The 17,281-nt window shown below is 56.5% G+C and carries 20 protein-coding genes and 1 pseudogene; 15 read left to right on the top strand and 6 right to left on the bottom strand.

Features of this window, described 5'->3' with window-relative positions; translation table 11 throughout:
- A pseudogene (locus RTY00_RS05670) lies at positions 1 to 197 on the top strand (pyridine nucleotide-disulfide oxidoreductase); the annotation flags it as partial.
- A gap of 142 nt (positions 198 to 339) precedes the next feature.
- Here RTY00_RS05670 and proC read toward each other — a convergent pair.
- Positions 340 to 1,152, bottom strand: coding sequence for a pyrroline-5-carboxylate reductase (proC, locus tag RTY00_RS05665; protein WP_312663738.1), 813 nt, complete (start codon positions 1,150 to 1,152; stop codon positions 340 to 342).
- Between the two features lie 147 nt (positions 1,153 to 1,299).
- Between proC and RTY00_RS05660 the strand changes: the two genes are divergently transcribed.
- Positions 1,300 to 1,743, top strand: a complete 444-nt coding sequence (locus tag RTY00_RS05660; RefSeq protein WP_008106050.1) for a YaiI/YqxD family protein — start codon at positions 1,300 to 1,302, stop codon at positions 1,741 to 1,743.
- On the opposite strand, the gene RTY00_RS05655 is transcribed toward RTY00_RS05660, so the two are convergent.
- Positions 1,744 to 2,436, bottom strand: a complete 693-nt coding sequence (locus RTY00_RS05655; protein ID WP_312663735.1) for a DUF2076 domain-containing protein — start codon at positions 2,434 to 2,436, stop codon at positions 1,744 to 1,746.
- Between the two features lie 283 nt (positions 2,437 to 2,719).
- On the opposite strand from RTY00_RS05655, the gene aroL reads away from it, so the two are divergent.
- The 7 genes from aroL (at position 2,720) to ppnP (ending at position 8,419) form a co-directional block, all read left to right on the top strand.
- Positions 2,720 to 3,244, top strand: coding sequence for a shikimate kinase AroL (gene aroL, locus RTY00_RS05650; RefSeq protein WP_312663734.1), 525 nt, complete (start codon positions 2,720 to 2,722; stop codon positions 3,242 to 3,244).
- A 108-nt stretch (positions 3,245 to 3,352) separates the two neighbouring features.
- Entirely contained in the window at positions 3,353 to 3,544 is a 192-nt protein-coding gene (locus RTY00_RS05645) for a YaiA family protein (RefSeq protein ID WP_312663733.1), read from the top strand.
- 357 nt (positions 3,545 to 3,901) lie between these two features.
- Positions 3,902 to 4,654: an IclR family transcriptional regulator gene (locus tag RTY00_RS05640; protein WP_154153678.1), complete on the top strand. Its 753-nt coding sequence runs from the start codon at positions 3,902 to 3,904 to the stop codon at positions 4,652 to 4,654.
- Between the two features lie 188 nt (positions 4,655 to 4,842).
- Positions 4,843 to 6,402: an OPT/YSL family transporter gene (locus tag RTY00_RS05635; protein ID WP_265299835.1), complete on the top strand. Its 1,560-nt coding sequence runs from the start codon at positions 4,843 to 4,845 to the stop codon at positions 6,400 to 6,402.
- Positions 6,403 to 6,417: 15 nt separating this feature from the next.
- Positions 6,418 to 7,350, top strand: a complete 933-nt coding sequence (locus RTY00_RS05630; RefSeq protein ID WP_312663732.1) for a DUF1177 domain-containing protein — start codon at positions 6,418 to 6,420, stop codon at positions 7,348 to 7,350.
- A gap of 2 nt (positions 7,351 to 7,352) precedes the next feature.
- Positions 7,353 to 8,030 (top strand): AroM family protein, encoded by a 678-nt coding sequence (locus RTY00_RS05625; protein ID WP_312663736.1) that lies wholly within the window; start codon positions 7,353 to 7,355, stop codon positions 8,028 to 8,030.
- A gap of 104 nt (positions 8,031 to 8,134) precedes the next feature.
- Positions 8,135 to 8,419, top strand: a complete 285-nt coding sequence (gene ppnP, locus RTY00_RS05620) for a pyrimidine/purine nucleoside phosphorylase (protein ID WP_008106067.1) — start codon at positions 8,135 to 8,137, stop codon at positions 8,417 to 8,419.
- 128 nt (positions 8,420 to 8,547) lie between these two features.
- Here the strand turns inward: ppnP and rdgC are convergent, their stop codons facing one another.
- Positions 8,548 to 9,459 carry a recombination-associated protein RdgC gene (gene rdgC / locus RTY00_RS05615; RefSeq protein WP_008106069.1) on the bottom strand — a complete coding sequence of 304 codons (912 nt, stop codon included), beginning with the start codon at positions 9,457 to 9,459 and terminating at the stop codon, positions 8,548 to 8,550.
- A 145-nt stretch (positions 9,460 to 9,604) separates the two neighbouring features.
- Here rdgC and mak point away from each other — a divergent pair, with 145 nt between their 5' ends.
- A complete protein-coding gene (mak, locus tag RTY00_RS05610) occupies positions 9,605 to 10,516 on the top strand; it encodes a fructokinase (RefSeq protein ID WP_008106071.1) in 912 nt (303 codons plus the stop codon).
- Between the two features lie 54 nt (positions 10,517 to 10,570).
- Here mak and eat read toward each other — a convergent pair whose 3' ends face one another.
- Positions 10,571 to 11,935, bottom strand: a complete 1,365-nt coding sequence (gene eat / locus RTY00_RS05605; RefSeq protein WP_061717487.1) for an ethanolamine permease — start codon at positions 11,933 to 11,935, stop codon at positions 10,571 to 10,573.
- A 259-nt stretch (positions 11,936 to 12,194) separates the two neighbouring features.
- On the opposite strand from eat, the gene RTY00_RS05600 reads away from it, so the two are divergent.
- Entirely contained in the window at positions 12,195 to 13,199 is a 1,005-nt protein-coding gene (locus RTY00_RS05600) for a phosphotransferase (RefSeq protein ID WP_312663731.1), read from the top strand.
- 151 nt (positions 13,200 to 13,350) lie between these two features.
- Complete coding sequence (locus tag RTY00_RS05595) at positions 13,351 to 14,442, top strand: AraC family transcriptional regulator (protein ID WP_312663729.1); 1,092 nt, start codon at positions 13,351 to 13,353, stop codon at positions 14,440 to 14,442.
- Here the strand turns inward: RTY00_RS05595 and RTY00_RS05590 are convergent.
- Positions 14,372 to 14,791 carry a cell envelope integrity protein TolA gene (locus RTY00_RS05590; RefSeq protein WP_008106079.1) on the bottom strand — a complete coding sequence of 140 codons (420 nt, stop codon included), beginning with the start codon at positions 14,789 to 14,791 and terminating at the stop codon, positions 14,372 to 14,374. The genes RTY00_RS05595 and RTY00_RS05590 overlap by 71 nt on opposite strands.
- Before the next feature lie 154 nt (positions 14,792 to 14,945).
- Between RTY00_RS05590 and RTY00_RS05585 the strand changes: the two genes are divergently transcribed.
- Genes RTY00_RS05585 through RTY00_RS05575 form a run of 3 tightly spaced genes read left to right on the top strand, consistent with a single transcriptional unit; the run spans position 14,946 to position 16,644 of the window.
- On the top strand, positions 14,946 to 15,623 hold the full coding sequence (locus tag RTY00_RS05585) for a CsgG/HfaB family protein (protein WP_154153655.1): 678 nt from the start codon (positions 14,946 to 14,948) through the stop codon (positions 15,621 to 15,623).
- A gap of 11 nt (positions 15,624 to 15,634) precedes the next feature.
- Complete coding sequence (locus tag RTY00_RS05580; protein ID WP_008106083.1) at positions 15,635 to 15,994, top strand: DUF4810 domain-containing protein; 360 nt, start codon at positions 15,635 to 15,637, stop codon at positions 15,992 to 15,994.
- Positions 15,991 to 16,644 (top strand): DUF799 domain-containing protein, encoded by a 654-nt coding sequence (locus RTY00_RS05575; RefSeq protein ID WP_008106085.1) that lies wholly within the window; start codon positions 15,991 to 15,993, stop codon positions 16,642 to 16,644. Before RTY00_RS05580 ends, RTY00_RS05575 begins: the two co-directional genes overlap by 4 nt.
- Before the next feature lie 76 nt (positions 16,645 to 16,720).
- On the opposite strand, the gene RTY00_RS05570 is transcribed toward RTY00_RS05575, so the two are convergent.
- The coding region (locus RTY00_RS05570; protein ID WP_312663726.1) for an SbcC/MukB-like Walker B domain-containing protein at positions 16,721 to 17,281 on the bottom strand (561 nt) is incomplete at its 5' end.

Below are 17,281 nucleotides of genomic sequence, written 5' to 3'. Positions count from 1 at the left end.
AAGAGTGGGATGATTACCGGCTGCTGGGATCGCTGCAGAATAAGCAGTTTATCGCTTTCTATTGTCAGGAAGGGATGATTGCGGCGGTGTGTTCTGCCGGGCTGTATACGCTGACGGCAGCGCTGGTGCAGGAGATGCAGCAGCCCATGACGCTGGCGCAGGGTATTGCGTTGTATGAGGCGTACTCTGCGGCCTGATGCCCTCACCCCGGCCCTCTCCCACAGGGAGAGGGAGACGCACGATCAATTCCCTCTCCCTGTGGGAGATGCTGCCATATGCTCTATTGGTTCCCTCTCCCGCTTGCGGGAGAGGGTTAGGGTGAGGGGCAAGCCGCACCGATCACTGCTTACTCAACGTCTCTGACTTCGCCATACACTGCTGCATCGCGTTAATCACCGCCGCGCGGAAGCCTTTCTCTTCCAGCACTTTCACCGCTTCGATGGTGGTGCCGCCTGGCGAGCACACCATATCTTTTAGCTCGCCCGGATGCTTACCGGTTTCCAGCACCATCTGCGCCGAACCTTTGACCGCCTGCGCCGCAAACTGATACGCCTGCGCACGCGGCATGCCGCCGAGCACTGCTGCATCGGCCATCGCTTCGATAAACATAAACACATACGCTGGCGCTGAACCGCTCACGCCAACCACCGCGTGAATCAGGTATTCATTTACCACCGCCGCTTTGCCGAAACTCTCGAAAATCCCCACCACTTCATCCACTTCATGCGCTTCCACCAGCACGTTTGGCGTCACTGAGGTCATGCCTTCGTTCACCAGCGATGGCGTATTGGGCATCACGCGGATGATTTTGCGATCGTGGCCGAGCACCGACGCCAGAGAATCCAGCGTTACGCCGGCCGCAATCGAGACCACCAGCACATCTTTCTTCAGCTGGCCGGCAAGATCTTTCAGCACTTTGAGAATCACATTGGGTTTCACCGCGCCAAACAGGATATCCACTTCGCGCGCCAGGCTTTCCACGCTATCTGCGGCGGTGACGCCATATTGCTGCGCCATCGACTGATTGGTGGCGGGCTTACGGTCGAATACCCAGATATTGGCGGGGGCGATCTGCCCGCTGTTGACCAGTCCGCTAATAATGGCTTTCGCCATATTGCCGCAGCCGACAAACCCGATTTTCTTCTCCAGCATCGCTTTATCCTCTAAGTGGTTCATTTTCTGTGGGGGTAAGCTTACGTCAGCGAGGATTAATAACAAGGCGGGCGGCCAGCAAAAACAGTTGCGATTCTGCCGCAGCACGGCAAGATCAGCCTCATTGCCGGTTAAGAAGGATTCATCATGTCGATTTGGGTTGATGCGGATGCTTGTCCCAATGTCATCAAAGAAGTGCTGTACCGCGCGGCCGAGCGCACCAAAGTTACCGTGACCTTTGTCGCCAACCAGCCGCTGCGCGTGCCGCCGTCGCCGTGGCTGAAAACGCTGCAGGTCGCTGCGGGGTTTGACGTGGCGGATAACGAGATTGTGAAACGGGTGCAGCCTGGCGAGCTGGTGATCACCGGCGATATTCCGCTGGCGGCGGAAGTGCTGGAGAAGGGCGCTGCGGCGCTGAATCCGCGCGGAGAACGTTACTCGACAGACACAATTCGTCAGCGCTTAACCATGCGTGACTTTATGGAGACGATGCGCGCCAGCGGGATTCAGAGTGGCGGCCCGTCGACCTTGAGCCAACGCGACCGCCAACTGTTTGCTAACGAACTGGATAAGTGGTTACGTCAGCGCTAATCAGACGAAGCTGTCATCGTCATCGTAGTCACCGCCAAAATCGCCGAAATCATTGTTATCCGCAACGTTGTTATCCCAACCCGAATTATCGTTGTTGAGGAACGCGTTGTTACTGTCGTTGCCGTTAAAGGTGTCGAGGCTGTTATCCACCTGCGGCAGCGCCGGCTCGTTGATGATGTTAACGATCTCTTCCGGCTGTGAATGGTGGAACATGCGGGTCAGCATATCCGCCATCACCACGCCGCCCGCCACACCAACAGCCGTTTGCAACGCGCCGCCGAGGAAGCCGGTGCCGCGTGCCGCTGGTGCGGCATATTGCTGCTGTGGTGGCGGCGCATATTGCTGTTGCGGTTGTGGTGGTGGATTACCCCACGCTGGTTGCTGTTGCGCTGCCGGGCGCGATCCGCCACCAAACAGGCTGGAGAGAAAACCGCCGCTGCTCTGCTGCGGTGCCTGTTGCTGCTGCGCCTGCGCCAGACGATTTTCCAGATCCGTAACCTGCGCATTGAGCTTTTTCAGCGCCGCTTCCTGAATCAGGATCGCCTGCGACATGTAATAAGGCGCGCCGGGCTGATTCTGTAAATGCTGTTTGATTAACTGCTCTGCGCCAGCATCACGCGGGCCGCTTTGCGTCTCAGCTTGTTTCAGTCGGCTGAACAGGTTTTCAATAAGTTGTTGTTCTTCGCTTTGCATGGGGAACCCTCCTTTAAGGTATGCCTCATATATGAGGGCGCGACTAAAGAAAGTAAATCAACGGCCTGGTAAGGAAATGTTGGCCGCTGTTACATTTGTCCCGATGCACGATTCATGCATTGTTTTTCGCTGGCTTTTCAAACGGCTAGCTTAAGATGTGACTGAAATACGCGTAAATCGTGCCTCGCGGGTGGCTGATAAAATAAAATCCAGGTATTATGCGACGCATTATTGACCTGATGACGTTGCCCGCGCGGCACATTACGGCGGAGGATGAGCCCGGATGTCATTACCCATCTATCTGATCGGCGCACGCGGTTGCGGTAAAACCACTGTTGGCCAGGCGCTGTCGCAAGCGCTGGGCTATGCCTTTAACGATACCGATCACTATCTGCAACTCACTACGCAACGCAGCGTGGCAGAGATTGTGGCGTCTGAAGGGTGGGATAGTTTCCGCGCCCGCGAAACGGAATCGCTGCGTGCGGTCACCGCGCCGAATACGGTCATCGCTACCGGCGGCGGCATGGTGCTGGCGGAAGTGAATTGTCGCTTTATGCGCGAACACGGTCAGGTGATTTGGCTGAATGCGCCCTCAGAAGTGCTGGCCGATCGTCTGGAACATCAGCCGGAAGCAGCGCAGCGTCCCACCTTGACCGGCCGCCCGATTGCCGAAGAGATGGGCGATATCCTGCGTGAGCGTGCCCATCTGTATCGTCAAACCGCGCATCATGAAGTCAACGCGATGCAATCGCCCGATCGCGTGGTTGAGCAAATTCTGCAATCGCTATCACTGGCGCGCGCCAGCTAAACCCTCAGATTTCTCTCTGTTTTTTTGCAGCGATCCTCAGTTGTCTATACTTAGCGTTAGGCAGAGGATCTCCGCTGTCTTTGGACAACTGATAGAAGAGGGAAAACGATGCCAACTAAACCACCCTATCCGCGCGTCGCGCGTATTGTCGCCGTTGAAAAAGGTTCGGCGGATCAAACCGTCACCTGGTATGAATTACGTGCTGACCATCCCAAACCCGATACGTTAATTAGCGAACACAAAACTGAATCTGAAGCGCAAGATGCAAAAGAGCGCTATGAAGATGCCGATAAAGATTAACTTTACCCGTCATATTTCAAGCTGCCGGTGCGTTGGCTGCATGTGTTCACCCCAGTCACTTACCTAAGTAAGCTCCTGGGGATTTACACATTTGCCGCCTTCCTGCAGCTTGAACTATTTAGGGTAAAGAATCTCCGCCGAAAAACTGCAATATTCCAAAAAAGTTACACACTTTCCTGCTGAATATTTAACTCACCTGATTACGTCATTTATTTCCCACTTCACGCCGTATTTTATTCTGCCTTAAATTCCCTAAGAAATGTCCGGCACAAAATTTGCGCTTGACCGCAAAAGCGTAGCGCTTTACTTTCTGGTTATTGATAGAGGAACTCAGTTCCATATAGTGAAACCGACACCATGACCACACTCGAAAATGCCTCCGCCGTACTGAAGCTGTTTCAGCGCTTTGGCGTGACGCAGGGCCATCCCGGCTTAACCTTTACCGAGGTGGTGGATGCGTTGGGCTTGCCGAAAAGTACGGTATCGCGCCTGCTGGCGACCATGGAAAGTGAAGGCTTACTTGAGCGTGACGCTGAGAGCCGCTGCTTCCAGATTGGTCGCGTGCTGCTGTCGGTGGCAGGTCACTATCTGTCGACGCCGTTAGTGGATAGCGCGTCGGCGCCGATGGCGCGTCTGGCGGCCAGCAGCGGCTGCATGGGCTATATCTCGGTGCTGGATGGTGACGATGTGCTGGTGATGCGCATGTATCACGGCCGTTTCTTCACCCAACTGGTGACGCCGCCGGGCACGCGCGTTTCATTAACCGGCACCTCGACCGGACGCGTGCTGTTGGCGCAGTTGAGTGATGAAGAAGTTCGCGATCGTTTTGCCAGCAACTGGCAGGCGGCTTCGATGAATTCGCCGCTGAGCGTGGATGCCTTATGCCAGGAGTTAGCTGTGATTCGCCAGCAAGGCTGGGCACTGGCGCGCAATGAGACGCTGCCAGGCATCAGCTCGTTAGCGGTTGCGGTAACCAATAAACATCGCGGTGAAAGTGCCGCGCTTTGTCTCTCGTTTTTATCGCAAGAAGCGGCGCCCGGTTATCCGGAGATGCTGCTCAGCGAACTACGCGCAACGGCTGCACTGATGGCCGAAAAGTACGGCGCATAATCCTGTCCAAACAGGAAACCCTATTTCAGTTTTGAAGGCGTTTATTCGCGCCACACCAGGGAAATAGCAGGTCTTCGGACCTGCTTATTTCAATAATCAGGGAACGATTAATATAAAAACGTTGATGTCCCGCGTGTCGGGCGCTGCGAATTAACGCGTTTTCTACAGGGTGAAAATACGGGGATCTTATGCGTCAAAATAATCCAATAAAAAGTGTTGGCGTTGCCTTAATGCTGGTTCTGCTGTCCGTTGCAGGCGCCATCATTGGGGTACAGCTTATTACCACCATTGGGGTGACACCCAATACCTCTATTATCGGCGCGCTGTTTGCCATGCTGCTGGCGCGTATTCCACTGCAATGGTTTCGTCGCTATCGCTCGATTGAAGTTCAAAACCTCGCGCAAACCGCCATCTCTTCTGCCACCTTCGGTGCGGCCAACAGCCTGTTAATGCCAATCGCAGTGCCGTGGGCGTTGGGCGAGCCGCAGCTGGTGCTGCCACTGTTTGTCGGCGTCAGCGCGGCGATGCTGCTCGATGCTTATTTACTCTATCGTCTGTTTGATACGCGCGTCTTCCCGGCCAGCAATGCGTGGCCGCCGGGCGTGGCGGCAGCTGAAGCGATCAAAGCCGGTGATAAAGGCGGTCGTCAGGCCTGGTTGCTGGTGGTGGGCATTGTCGGCGGCATCGTCGGCTCGATGCTGAAAATCCCCATGTCGGCATTTGGTACCGCGTTTATCGGCAATATCTGGGCGTTGAGCATGCTTGGTATTGGCTTCCTGTTGCGTGCCTACGCGCAACCGGTTGCTGGCATTGATATCAACGCGCTCTATATTCCGCACGGCGTGATGGTTGGTGCCGGTTTGGTGGCATTGATTCAGGTGGTGCAGGTGATTCGCAGCCGCCGCAATGATCAGGTCAACGTCAGCCGCAGCGACAGCGAAGTGAAACGTTCGCTGGGTTTTGGCACCGTCGGCTACATCGTCATCTCCACGCTGCTGGCGCTGGCGGGCGGCTTATGGAGCCAGATGGGCCTGCCGATGCTGGTGCTGTTTATCCTCTACGCCGCCTTTGCTGCCTTCGTGCATGAACTGATTGTCGGTATCGCCGCGATGCACTCCGGCTGGTTCCCGGCCTTTGCGGTGGCGCTGATTACTTTGATTCTCGGCATTCTGCTCGGCTTCCCGCCGCTGGCACTGTGCCTGCTGTGCGGCTTTACCGCCGCCACCGGTCCGGCGTTTGCCGATATGGGTTATGACCTGAAAGCGGGCTTTATCCTGCGCGGCAACGGTGCCGATGTGCAGCAAGAGCTGTGGGGCCGCCGCATCCAGCTGATCGCCGCGATGATCGCCTTTGTGATCTGTATTCCCGTGGTGTGGTACGCGCACACGATTTTCTTTGCCGAGAATCTGCTGCCGCCGGTGGCGCGCGTCTATGCCAAAACCATTCAGGCCGGAGCCGAGCCGGGTATCGCCGGAAATCTGCTGATGTGGGCGATTCCGGGCGCCATCATTCAGTTGATCGGCGGACCGAAGCGTCAGCTTGGCGTGCTGTTGGCGACCGGTTTATTGATTAACAACGCCGCTGCGGGTTGGGCGGTGATGGTGGGCATCGCGCTGCGCATTATTATACTGCGCGTGTGGGGCGAGCGTGGACGTTCACCGATGGAGGTGATGGCCGCTGGATTTATCGCGGGCGACGCGCTTTACAGCTTCTTCCATTCACTTTTTGCCAGCGGCACCAAGAAATAATTTAGGGAATTTATTATGAGTTTACAGCAGACACTGCAGGTCTTTGAGTTACTCGATAGCGCTTACATTGATGGCCAACAGGTGGTTGATCTGTTCGCGGCCTATCCGGGCGTCACCGCCAGCACGAAACGCGTCAGCGGGCCCAAAGGGCGGACCGATTTCGTCCGCATCGACATTCCCGGTGCGCAGGGCAAAAGCAACGGCGGCAACGCACCAACGCTTGGCATCATTGGTCGTCTTGGCGGGATTGGTGCGCGTCCAACGCGCATTGGGATGGTGTCAGACGCCGATGGCGCGGTCGCGGCGGTGAGCAGTGCGCTGAAGCTGGCGCAGATGCAAACCAAAGGCGACGTGCTGGCCGGTGATGTGATCATCACGACCCACATCTGCCCGGATGCGCCAACGCGTCCACACGAACCGGTCGATTTCATGGATTCGCCGTGCGACGACATCACCATGAATGACAACGAAGTGATTGCGGGCGTCGATGCGATTCTGTCGATCGATACCACCAAAGGTAACCGCATCCTCAATCACAAAGGCTACGCGCTGTCGCCGACGGTGAAAGAGGGCTATATCCTGCGCGTGTCAGAAGATCTGCTGCGCATCATGGAGATGACCAGCGGCAAACCGGCGGTCACCTTCCCGATTACCACGCAGGACATCACGCCATACGGCAACGGGGTTTATCACCTCAACAGTATTTTGCAGCCTTCCACCGCGACGGATGTGCCGGTGGTCGGCGTAGCGATCTGCGCCGAATCGGTGGTGCCGGGCTGCGGCACCGGCGCGAGCCACGAAGTGGATATCGCTTTAGCGGTGAAGTTTGCGGTGGAAGTGGCGAAAGAGTTCGGGCGTGAAACCTGTCACTTCTACGACGCGCAAGAGTACGCTCTGCTGCTCTCTTTGTATGGTAGTCTCAGCCATCTGCGCACCCGGAAAGCCTGATGATGAATATCTCCCTGGTCACACTGACGATTGGTCAATCACCGCGCAGCGACATTCTGCCGTTGCTGCTGGAACATCTGCCTGCCGATCAGGTGGCGCATGCCGGTTTACTCGACGGTTTGACGCTGACTGAAGTCGAGCAGCAGTATGCGCCCGCGCCGGGCGACAAGGTGCTGGTGTCGCGCATGATCAGCGGCGAGCAGGTGCGCCTGTCCGGACCAAAAGTGGAGCAGGGACTGCAATGTAAGATCAACGCACTGGAAGAGCAGGGCTATGACACCATTCTGCTGCTGTGCACCGGCGAATTTGGCACGCTGAAAACGCAATCTGCCTTACTGCTGGAGCCGGATCGCATCATCCCGCCGCTGGTACGCGCGATTGTGCAACAACACAAAGTCGGCATTGTGGTGCCGGTGGAAGAGCAGATTGCCGAGCAGGCCAACAAGTGGCGCAATCTGGATACGCCGCCGTGCTTTGCCGTCGCCAGCCCGTATCTGGCGGAGCAGGCCGATTTGGTGGAAGCGGGATTGTCGCTACAGGAGCAGGGCGCGGATGTGGTGGTGTTGGATTGCATCGGCTATCACCAGAAGCACCGTGATTTCCTGCAGAAAATGCTGGGCATTCCGGTACTGCTGTCGAACGTGCTGGTCGCCAAGCTGGCGGCAGAATTGATCGTCTAATGCGGAGAGATCACAAGTTGCGATCTGTGGCGCTAATTCGCGTGACAGATCAGCGAGTTCCTTAGTAATCTGCCAGTCACGATAATGTGCTGTGAGGAAGTAATATGCTCAATACAAGTGAGTATTTCGACGGAAAAGTGAAATCCATTGGTTTCGACAGCGTGACCATTGGCCGTGCCAGCGTTGGCGTGATGGCGGAAGGTGAATACACCTTCGGCACCAACCAACCGGAAGAGATGACGGTAGTAAGCGGCGCGCTGAAAGTGCTGCTGCCGGGTGAAACCGAGTGGAAATGGTATGAAGCCGGCGCTGTGTTCAGCGTGCCAGGCCAGAGCGAATTCCATCTGCAGGTGGCCGAGCCTTCATCTTATCTGTGCCGCTATCTCTAAACTTAAGATTTAGAACATCTTAAACCTGCGACTTCTGTTGGAAGCGCAGGTTTTTTATTGCTCAGCCTACGAAAATCCATGCAGGTTTGTCGTAGGGTCGCCATTAATGGCGACCAGGTTCGAGGGAATTAACGCTTCGCTTCGCCGCCTAACGCTTCGACCAGATTACTGATCAGCGCGGCCAGTTCGCTGGTCATCAGAATGAAATCGGCATCGAAACGCTGGGCGAAATCGTCGCGGTCGATGTCATCATTCTGCTCACGCAGCGTGTCGCTAAACTTCAAACGCTTCACTGAAGCATCATCGGCGATGACGAACTGAATGCGTTCCTGCCAGTCGAGCGCCAGTTTGGTGACCACTTTACCGGCCTCAATATGCGTGGCGATCTCATCGGAAATCAGATCCTGCTTCTTACAACGGATCACGCCGCCATCTTCCAGCATCGCTTTCAGCTCAGCTTCATCCATTAGCGCAAAACCAGCTGGCAGCTCACCTGAGCGCACCCATTCGGTCAGCGTCAGCTCGATTGGATTTTCCAGCGTTAACGGAACCACTGGCAGCGAACCGAGGCTTTTACGCAGCAGCGCCAGCGTATCTTCGGCTTTCTTGGCGCTGGCGCAATCGACGATGATCAGGTTGTTAACGGTGTCGATCCACATATAAGTCTGGCTGAAACGGCTAAACGCGCGTGGCAGCAGGCTATGCAGCACTTCATCTTTCAGCGAATCTTTCTCGGTTTTCTTCAGCTTGCGGCTCTGTTCCGCTTCCAGCTTGTCGATTTTGGCTTCCAGCGCCTGCTTCACCACCGGCGACGGCAGAATTTTTTGCTCGGTGCGCGCGCAAATCACCATCTGACCGTTGATTTCATGCGTCAGCGCTTCGCTGCGGTTGCCCATCGGTGAAACCCAACCGGTTTTCGCCATATCCTGGCTGCCGCACGGCGAAAAGGTGAAGGCGTCGAGCTGCTTTTCCAGATCGTCTGCGGACAGTGGAATGTCACGATTCAGACGATAAACCATCATATTTTTAAACCACAACATCGGGATTCCTTACCGTGGGTGCGATCGGGCGCACAAGTCTCAAAGTCAGCGCGCATGATAGCGAAACATCGGATTGGTTTCATTGCCTTTCCCGATTCAGCCTTCTACTGTATTTGTCACCAGAACGAATAATGAGGAATAAATCGTGCGCATTGGGATTGATTTAGGCGGTACCAAAATTGAAGTGATTGCACTGTCTGATCAGGGTCAGGAACTGTTTCGTCATCGCGTTAACACGCCGCGTGACGACTACGCTGCCACGGTTCAGGCGATTGTCGATTTAGTGCTGCTGGCAGAGGAGAAAACCGGTCAGCAGGGCACGGTCGGCATCGGCATTCCCGGCACGATTTCGCCCTATACGCAGCGGGTGAAAAACGCCAACTCCACCTGGCTGAACGGTCAGCCGCTGGATAAGGATTTAGCGCAGGCGCTGAATCGTGACGTGCGCATTGCCAACGACGCGAATTGTCTGGCGGTTTCCGAAGCGGTGGATGGCGCGGGCGCGGGTCAGCCGCTGGTGTTCGCGGTGATTATTGGCACCGGATCGGGCGCGGGCGTGGCGATTGGCGGTGAGTCGCGCATTGGCGGTAACGGCAATGCCGGTGAGTGGGGCCACAATCCGCTGCCGTGGATGGACGAAGATGAACTGCGCCATCGCGCCGAAGTGCCCTGTTATTGTGGCTTGCAGGGCTGCATTGAGACCTTTGTGTCGGGCACCGGTTTTGCAATCGATTATCAGCGTTTGAGCGGTAAAGCGCTGAAAGGCGCGGAGATCATCAAGCTGATAGAGCAGCAGGATCCGGTGGCGGAATTGGCGATGAATCGCTACGAAATGCGTCTGGCGAAATCGCTGGCGCAGGTGGTGAATCTGCTTGATCCCGATGTGATTGTGCTGGGCGGCGGCATGAGTAATAACGATCGCCTGTATCAAACCGTGCCGGCATTGATGAAGCAGTGGGTGTTTGGCCGCGAATGTGAAACACCGGTGCTGAAGGCGGTGCACGGAGATTCGAGCGGTGTGCGCGGTGCTGCGTGGTTGTGGCCGGTTAAGGCGTGAGTTGATGTAAAAAGGTCGCCATAAATGGCGACCCTACAAAATCCCCTGCTAACATCACTCGCCCACTAACATCGAATCCTGCGGCGCGTTATCGCGCTGGGCTTTGGTGGCCAGGAAGTAGACATATCCCACCGCCATAATCGCAACAAACAAGCCGCCAATCACCGGGTTAAACCACAGCATTGCCACCAGACACACCAGCGACAGCACCAGCGCAATGCCGGGCACAATCGGATAGCCCGGCGCACGGAAGCTGCGTTCCATCTCTGGCGCAGTGCGGCGCAGTTTAAACAGGCTCAACATACTCATCAGATACATCACAATCGCGCCGAACACCGCCATGGTGATCATCGCGGCGGTCAGCGTCATGCCTTGCAGATTGATAAAGCCATCGCTGTAGATGGCGGCGATACCAATCAAACCACCGGCGATAATCGCACGGTGCGGCGTCTGGAAGCGCGACAGCTTGGCCAGACTCTGCGGCAGATAACCGGCGCGGGCGAGGGCAAAGAACTGGCGCGAATAGCCGAGAATAATGCCGTGGAAGCTGGCAATCAGCCCAAACAGACCAATCCACACCAGCATGTGCATCCAGTTGGAGTTTTCACCGACGATCATCTTCATTGCCTGCGGCAGCGGATCGTTGATGTCCGACAGCTTGCGCCAGTCGCCAGCGCCACCGGCCAGCAGCATCACGCCAATCGCCAGCACCACCAGCGTCAGAATGCCGGTGATGTAGGCTTTGGGAATGGTGCGCTTCGGATCCTTGGCCTCTTCGGCCGCCATCGCAGCGCCTTCAATCGCCAGGAAGAACCAGATGGCGAACGGAATTGCGGCGAAGATGCCCGACATCGCGGGCATACCGAAGTGATCGCTGCCCGCCCAGCCGTTAGCGGCAAAGTTGGCAATGCTGAAGCCCGGCGACACCACGCCCATAAACACCAGCAGCTCCAGAACCGCCAGCACAGTCACCACCAATTCGAACATCGCCGCCAGCTTAACGCCGAGAATGTTCAGCGTCATGAAGACGATATAGGCGCCGACTGCGGCGGTTTTCGGATTGAGATCGGGATATTGCACGTTGAGGTAAGCGCCAATCGCCATGGCAATCGCCGGTGGTGCGAATACGAACTCAATCAGCGTGGCGAGGCCAGCGATCAAGCCGCCGGTTTCACCGAACGCGCGGCGGCTATAAGCAAACGGGCCGCCCGCATGCGGAATCGCGGTGGTCAGTTCGGTAAAGCTGAAAATAAAACAGGTATACATGGTGGCGATCATCGCGGTGGTAATCAGGAATCCCAGCGTGCCCGCCACGCCCCAGCCGTAACTCCAGCCAAAATATTCACCAGAAATCACCAGTCCAACCGCAATGCCCCACAAATGCAGGGTGCCCAGCGTGGGTTTGAGCTTATTCGTCATCGTCTTTTCCCCGTCGTCATTGTTGGTGCGGCAGCTTCACCGCGCTTTTTTATCTTTGCGCTACAGTGAAGTGATAATGCCGCTGGCTGGCGCGGGAAAACTTGACGCGGGCGCAGTGAGTTTTGTCCTCCACGGTCAACTCTGAGGCAAGAAAAGTGCCAGATGCACGCTGCGGTCAACTTTGGGTTGTCTGCGGTCAAGCAGTCAGGACGACGTCATCCCATGCTGATACCACTTGCTTGATGCTGGAGATTGATGAATGAGTGCCGAACAATCCGATACCTTAACAGATGCTGAAATCACCCTGCTGGCGCATCAGGCGCTGGCCAGTTACCCCGCGGCACTGCGCGGCGAACTGAAACTGCTGTGCCGCTCGGAAAATGCCACCTTCCTGTTGCAGGCGGCGGGCAAACGCTACGCGCTGCGTCTGCATCGTCCTAACTATCACAGCAAAGCGGACATTCAGAGCGAGCTGCTGTGGCTGGATGCGCTGCGTGACATCGGCATCATGGTGCCGCAGGCGATCCCGGCCAGCGATGGCGCAACTGTGCTGACGCTGCCGATGGCAAATGGCGCAGAGCGTTATGCGGTATTGTTCCATTGGATCGAAGGTGACATGCCCACCACCGATGTCGATCCCAAAGCGTTTCAGCAGCTTGGTCACATCACCGCGCGTCTGCATCAGCACAGTCGCAGCTGGCAGAAACCGGCGGGTTTTCAGCGCATCATTTGGGATCATCACACCATGGTCAGCGATCATAGCCATTGGGGACGCTGGCAGGATGCGCCGAACCTTAATCCGGCCGATCACGGCATCGTCGCCGAAGCGGTGGCGCGCGTCGGGCAAGAGCTGCAAGGCTTTGGCAAAGGGGCGGATCGTTATGGTTTGATCCACGCCGATCTGCGTCTGACCAATTTGCTGCTGCATAAAGGCGAAACGCGGGTGATCGATTTTGATGACTGCGGACTCGGCTGGTATCTGCACGATCTGGCGGCGGCGATCAGTTTCGTTGAGCACCATCCGCGCGCCGCCGAATGGGTGGATAACTGGATCCTCGGTTACGAAAAAGTGGCGCACATCAGCGATGAAGAGATGGCGCTGGTGCCGACGCTGCTGATCCAGCGTCGCATTCAGATGACCGCGTGGATGGGATCGCACGCGGAAACGGAAATGGCGCTGAGTCTTGGGCCGCGCTGGGCCGATCACTCGGTGCGCCTTTGCCGACGTTATCTGGAAACTAATCAACTGCCGGTCGGCGTCTGATGCACCAGCAGTGAGCAGCTTTGCGCTGTCGCGGCGCACTCGAGGTCGCCATTAATGGCGACCCTACGACGAAATCCGCAAATCATCCGCCTGGTACGAAAATTGCTGGAATCCTCAATCTGTTTCACTCGCGCCACACGCAGAGGTTCCGATGCAATCACTCATCACACCCACTGAAGCCTTCAGCGCCTTATCAGTCAGCGCCAGCAATCGCGGCGTGTTGGCAGCGGCCGCCACCGGACTGAGCGGTTTTATCACTGACAAAGGCGGCGATGTCGATCGCATCTTTGGCATTAGCGGCATTAACTCCGAACTGCTGGCGAGCCCCACGCTGAGCCTGGGTTTAGTAAACTACTGCCGCGTGATGGAAGAAGCGGCGCGTCATTCCGGTTTTGATAACTTCGGTTTGCATTACGGCAAGCAGTTCAAACCGCAGTCATTAGGCTTGATTGGGTATATCGGCCTCTGTTCACCGACGCTGGAGCAGGCGCTGCACAACGTGGTGAATGCCTTTCCGTGGCATCAGCACGATACGCTGACGCGGCTGGTGGACAAAGGCGAGTGCTGGCGGCTCGATTATCAGGTGCGCCACGGCGCGATCCTGTCACGACGTCAGGATGCGGAGCTAACGCTCGGCATGTTCCTTAACTTGATCCGCCACGTCGCCGGCAAAAACTGGGCGCCGCGCGAAGTACACTTCGAACATCCGCGTCCAGAACAGTGGCACGAGCACTGCAAAGTGTTTGATGCGCCGGTGTGGTTTGATCAACCGTTCAACTCGTTGCTGATCCCGAAACGCGATCTACTGCGAACCATGCCGGAGCAGGATCCGATGTTGCTGATGGTGATGCAGGATGCCATTCGCCGCCTGAATAGTTCTGCCAGCCTGCAAAGCGTGGTGGAACAGGCGCGATCTCAGGTGAATTTGTCACTGATGCAGGGCGAACCGGTGCTGGAAGAGATTGCCGAAAAAATGGGCTTGTCGAGCTGGTCGCTGCAACGGCGGCTGCGCGAAGAGGGCATCAGTTTTACCGCGCTGGTGGACAAGGTGCGCTGCGAGATGGCAACGCATTATCTGCAACAGAAGCAGCTGCCGATCTCAGAAATGGCGCTGCTGCTCGGTTACTCCGAAGTCAGCGCCTTTTCCCGTGCCTTCCGCCGCTGGTTTGGCATCAGCCCGCGCCAGTGGCGCCAGGATGGCTCGGCGTCGCCGGGGCAAAACCGAACCACGCTGGCTGGTTAACCTCCGGCGGCGGCGGTAAATCTTTGCTTTGACCAATCAACTGCCATGCGCGCAGGCACAGGGTTTCGTCGCCTTGCGTCTGCGTCACCGCGTAGCGCCCGCTGTTTTGCCATTCGAGCCGCACCAGGCATTGCTGACCGGCATAACGCCGCGCATCGCGGAAATGCTGATTGAGCTGATGCTGCATCTCATCAGCCCATTTGCAGGATGCGCTGCCCGGCGCACTCTGCGGCTGGCACAGATTGACGATGCTATCCTGTTGCTTTGGCTGAGAATGCTGACAAGCGCTGAGCGCTACAACAATCATTAACCCGCCCAATAATCCCGCCATTCGATTAATTAAATTCATTAATGTGCCTATATTTTCACTAAAGATCCTTCCCTTCACTGCCGACAGTCTACAGACCGACTCAACCAATGCTATGGCATTACTCTGACTGTCGGCAGAACCAGAATTTGCCGCAGCCTCGCGGCTTTATCCCCTTTTGATTCATGGATTAGAAATGCAGAAAAAATATGCCTTTGCGGCACTCTCCTTGTTAAGCGCCACGCTGCTCAGCGGCTGCGCGACCGAATCGTCACGCGCGATTGAAGCACCACAGGTGCGTGCGGCCAGCCAGCCCGCGTATCAGGGCGTGCGCAGCCCGATTGCGGTTGGCCAGTTTGATAACCGCTCCTCGTACATGAACGGCATCTTCTCTGATGGCGTTGATCGTCTTGGCAATCAGTCGAAAACCATTTTGGTCACGCACCTGCAGCAGACCAATCGCTTCAACGTGCTGGATCGCAGTAACCTGAAAGAGTTGCAGCAGGAAGCGGGCTTTAAGAAGAGCGAGCAGAACATCAAAGGTGCGACTTACATCATCACCGGTGATATCACCGAGTTCGGTCGCAAAGAAGTGGGCGATCAGCAGCTGTGGGGCATTTTGGGGCGCGGTAAAAACCAGATCGCCTATGCCAAAGTCAACCTGAACGTGGTGGATGTCACTACTTCAGAAGTGGTGTACAGCGCGCAGGGCGCGGGTGAATTCAAGCTGTCAGCGCGTGAGATCGTCGGCTTCGGCGGCACCGCCAGCTATGACTCAACCCTGAACGGTAAAGTGATGGATTTGGCGATTCGTGAAGCGGTTGATCACTTAGTCGATGGCATTAACAGCGGCGCATGGCGTCCGGCGAAATAAGGATATTGAGCATGAAATTGTTGCAACTGAGTGCGGCGCTGATCGCTGCGGGCGTGCTGGCAGGCTGTGCGCCAAAAGGGCCGGAACCGATCTATTACTGGGGCGATTACCAGCAGCAGATCTACAGCTACTACAAAAAAGATAGCGATCCGCAGAAGCAGATCGAAGCGCTGAATCTGGATATTGAAAAAGCCAAATCGGTTAACAAACCGGTCGCACCGGGCCTTCACGCGCAGCTCGGTTTGTTGTACGCCAAAACCGGAGATACCGATAAAGCCTTCGGCCAGTTTGCCACCGAGAAACAGTTGTTCCCGGAATCGGCGCCATACATGGACTTTCTGATGAAGAAAAAACAAGGAGTTGCTCAGTGAAAAAGCTGATTGTTTCTTTAGGCGTGCTCGCCACGCTGCTGTTGACCGGCTGCGCGCACAAAAAACCGTACGACTACAGCGCCTTCCGCGCCAGCAAGCCAGCCTCAATTCTGGTGCTGCCTGCGGATAACCGCGCGCCGGATGTGAACGCGGCGAACAGCTTCACCTCACTGGTGACGCGTCCGCTGGCGGAAGCGGGCTATTACGTGTTCCCGGTGGCGGTGGTGGATGAAACCTTCCAGCAAAACGGTTTAACCAACGGCCATGAAATTCAGGCTGTCAGCCCGCAGCGTCTGCATGACATCTTCCACGCCGACAGCGCGCTGTATATTTCGGTGACCGATTACGGCAGCAGCTATCAGGTGATCCAGAGTGTGACCAAGGTGTCGGCGACGGCGCGTCTGGTGGATTTGCGCAGCGGTAAAGAGATTTGGCAAGGCATTGCCACCGCCAGCGACGCGGAAGATGGCAACAACAATAACGGCGGCATTATTGGCATGTTGGTGTCAGCGGCAATCAAGCAGATTGCCAGCAATGTGACGGATAAGGCACACACCATCGCCGGGGTGACCAGCGCCCGTCTGCTGGCGCAGAACGAGCAGGGCGGTTTGCTGGTCGGCCCACGTTATAAGTTGGCAACAGTGAGATAAAAAACCGGTGCGCATGAATGCGCACCCTACGAAAACCCGCCGAAGCACCGTAGGGTCGCCATTCATGGCGACCTGATTATTCCCCTGGCAACTCCAGCTTGCTGTAACCCAAACCATTCATCTTGCGGACGCGGATCTGCACCGGAATGCGCTCTTTCATTGCTTCTACATGGCTGATCACGCCGATGGTTTTGCCGCTGGCGTTCAGGGCATCGAGCGCATCCAGCGCGGTGTCCAGCGTCTCGGCATCCAGCGTGCCGAAGCCTTCATCGAGGAACAGCGATTCGATGCGCGTTTTATGACTCACCAAATCCGACAGCGCTAACGCCAGCGCCAGGCTGACGAGGAAGCTCTCGCCGCCCGACAGCGTGCGCGTATCGCGCGTGGCGTCGGCCTGCCAGGTATCCACCACTTCCAGCTCTAGTTCTTCACTGACACGGCGCTGCAGCAGATAGCGACCATGCAGGCGATCGAGCTGGCGGTTCGCCAGCCACACCAGATGATCAAGCGTCAGGCCTTGAGCGAAGCGGCGGAATTTATCGCCTTTGGCCGAACCCACCAGATCGTTCAGGTGGCCCAAATGCGCCAGCTCTGCTTCATCGGTGGCGATTTGCATCAATAACGATTGCTGCTGTGA

Source organism: Pantoea sp. CTOTU49201 (assembly GCF_032054795.1).
Classification (GTDB): Bacteria; Pseudomonadota; Gammaproteobacteria; order Enterobacterales; family Enterobacteriaceae; genus Pantoea; species Pantoea symbiotica.
This window is presented reverse-complemented; position numbering and strand designations above follow the sequence as displayed.

What these genes read in the sequence shown, in the direction of transcription:
- RTY00_RS05660 (WP_008106050.1), top strand. Translation starts at nt 1,300, where the DNA reads ATGTCGATTTGGGTTGATGCGGATGCTTGTCCCAATGTCATCAAAGAA.
- RTY00_RS05625 (WP_312663736.1), top strand. Translation starts at nt 7,353, where the DNA reads ATGAATATCTCCCTGGTCACACTGACGATTGGTCAATCACCGCGCAGC.
- RTY00_RS05635 (WP_265299835.1), top strand. Translation starts at nt 4,843, where the DNA reads ATGCGTCAAAATAATCCAATAAAAAGTGTTGGCGTTGCCTTAATGCTG.
- ppnP (WP_008106067.1), top strand. Translation starts at nt 8,135, where the DNA reads ATGCTCAATACAAGTGAGTATTTCGACGGAAAAGTGAAATCCATTGGT.
- rdgC (WP_008106069.1), bottom strand. Translation starts at nt 9,459, where the DNA reads ATGTTGTGGTTTAAAAATATGATGGTTTATCGTCTGAATCGTGACATT.
- eat (WP_061717487.1), bottom strand. Translation starts at nt 11,935, where the DNA reads ATGACGAATAAGCTCAAACCCACGCTGGGCACCCTGCATTTGTGGGGC.
- RTY00_RS05600 (WP_312663731.1), top strand. Translation starts at nt 12,195, where the DNA reads ATGAGTGCCGAACAATCCGATACCTTAACAGATGCTGAAATCACCCTG.
- RTY00_RS05590 (WP_008106079.1), bottom strand. Translation starts at nt 14,791, where the DNA reads ATGAATTTAATTAATCGAATGGCGGGATTATTGGGCGGGTTAATGATT.
- RTY00_RS05640 (WP_154153678.1), top strand. Translation starts at nt 3,902, where the DNA reads ATGACCACACTCGAAAATGCCTCCGCCGTACTGAAGCTGTTTCAGCGC.
- RTY00_RS05645 (WP_312663733.1), top strand. Translation starts at nt 3,353, where the DNA reads ATGCCAACTAAACCACCCTATCCGCGCGTCGCGCGTATTGTCGCCGTT.
- RTY00_RS05580 (WP_008106083.1), top strand. Translation starts at nt 15,635, where the DNA reads ATGAAATTGTTGCAACTGAGTGCGGCGCTGATCGCTGCGGGCGTGCTG.
- RTY00_RS05630 (WP_312663732.1), top strand. Translation starts at nt 6,418, where the DNA reads ATGAGTTTACAGCAGACACTGCAGGTCTTTGAGTTACTCGATAGCGCT.
- RTY00_RS05585 (WP_154153655.1), top strand. Translation starts at nt 14,946, where the DNA reads ATGCAGAAAAAATATGCCTTTGCGGCACTCTCCTTGTTAAGCGCCACG.
- RTY00_RS05655 (WP_312663735.1), bottom strand. Translation starts at nt 2,436, where the DNA reads ATGCAAAGCGAAGAACAACAACTTATTGAAAACCTGTTCAGCCGACTG.
- proC (WP_312663738.1), bottom strand. Translation starts at nt 1,152, where the DNA reads ATGCTGGAGAAGAAAATCGGGTTTGTCGGCTGCGGCAATATGGCGAAA.
- aroL (WP_312663734.1), top strand. Translation starts at nt 2,720, where the DNA reads ATGTCATTACCCATCTATCTGATCGGCGCACGCGGTTGCGGTAAAACC.
- RTY00_RS05595 (WP_312663729.1), top strand. Translation starts at nt 13,351, where the DNA reads ATGCAATCACTCATCACACCCACTGAAGCCTTCAGCGCCTTATCAGTC.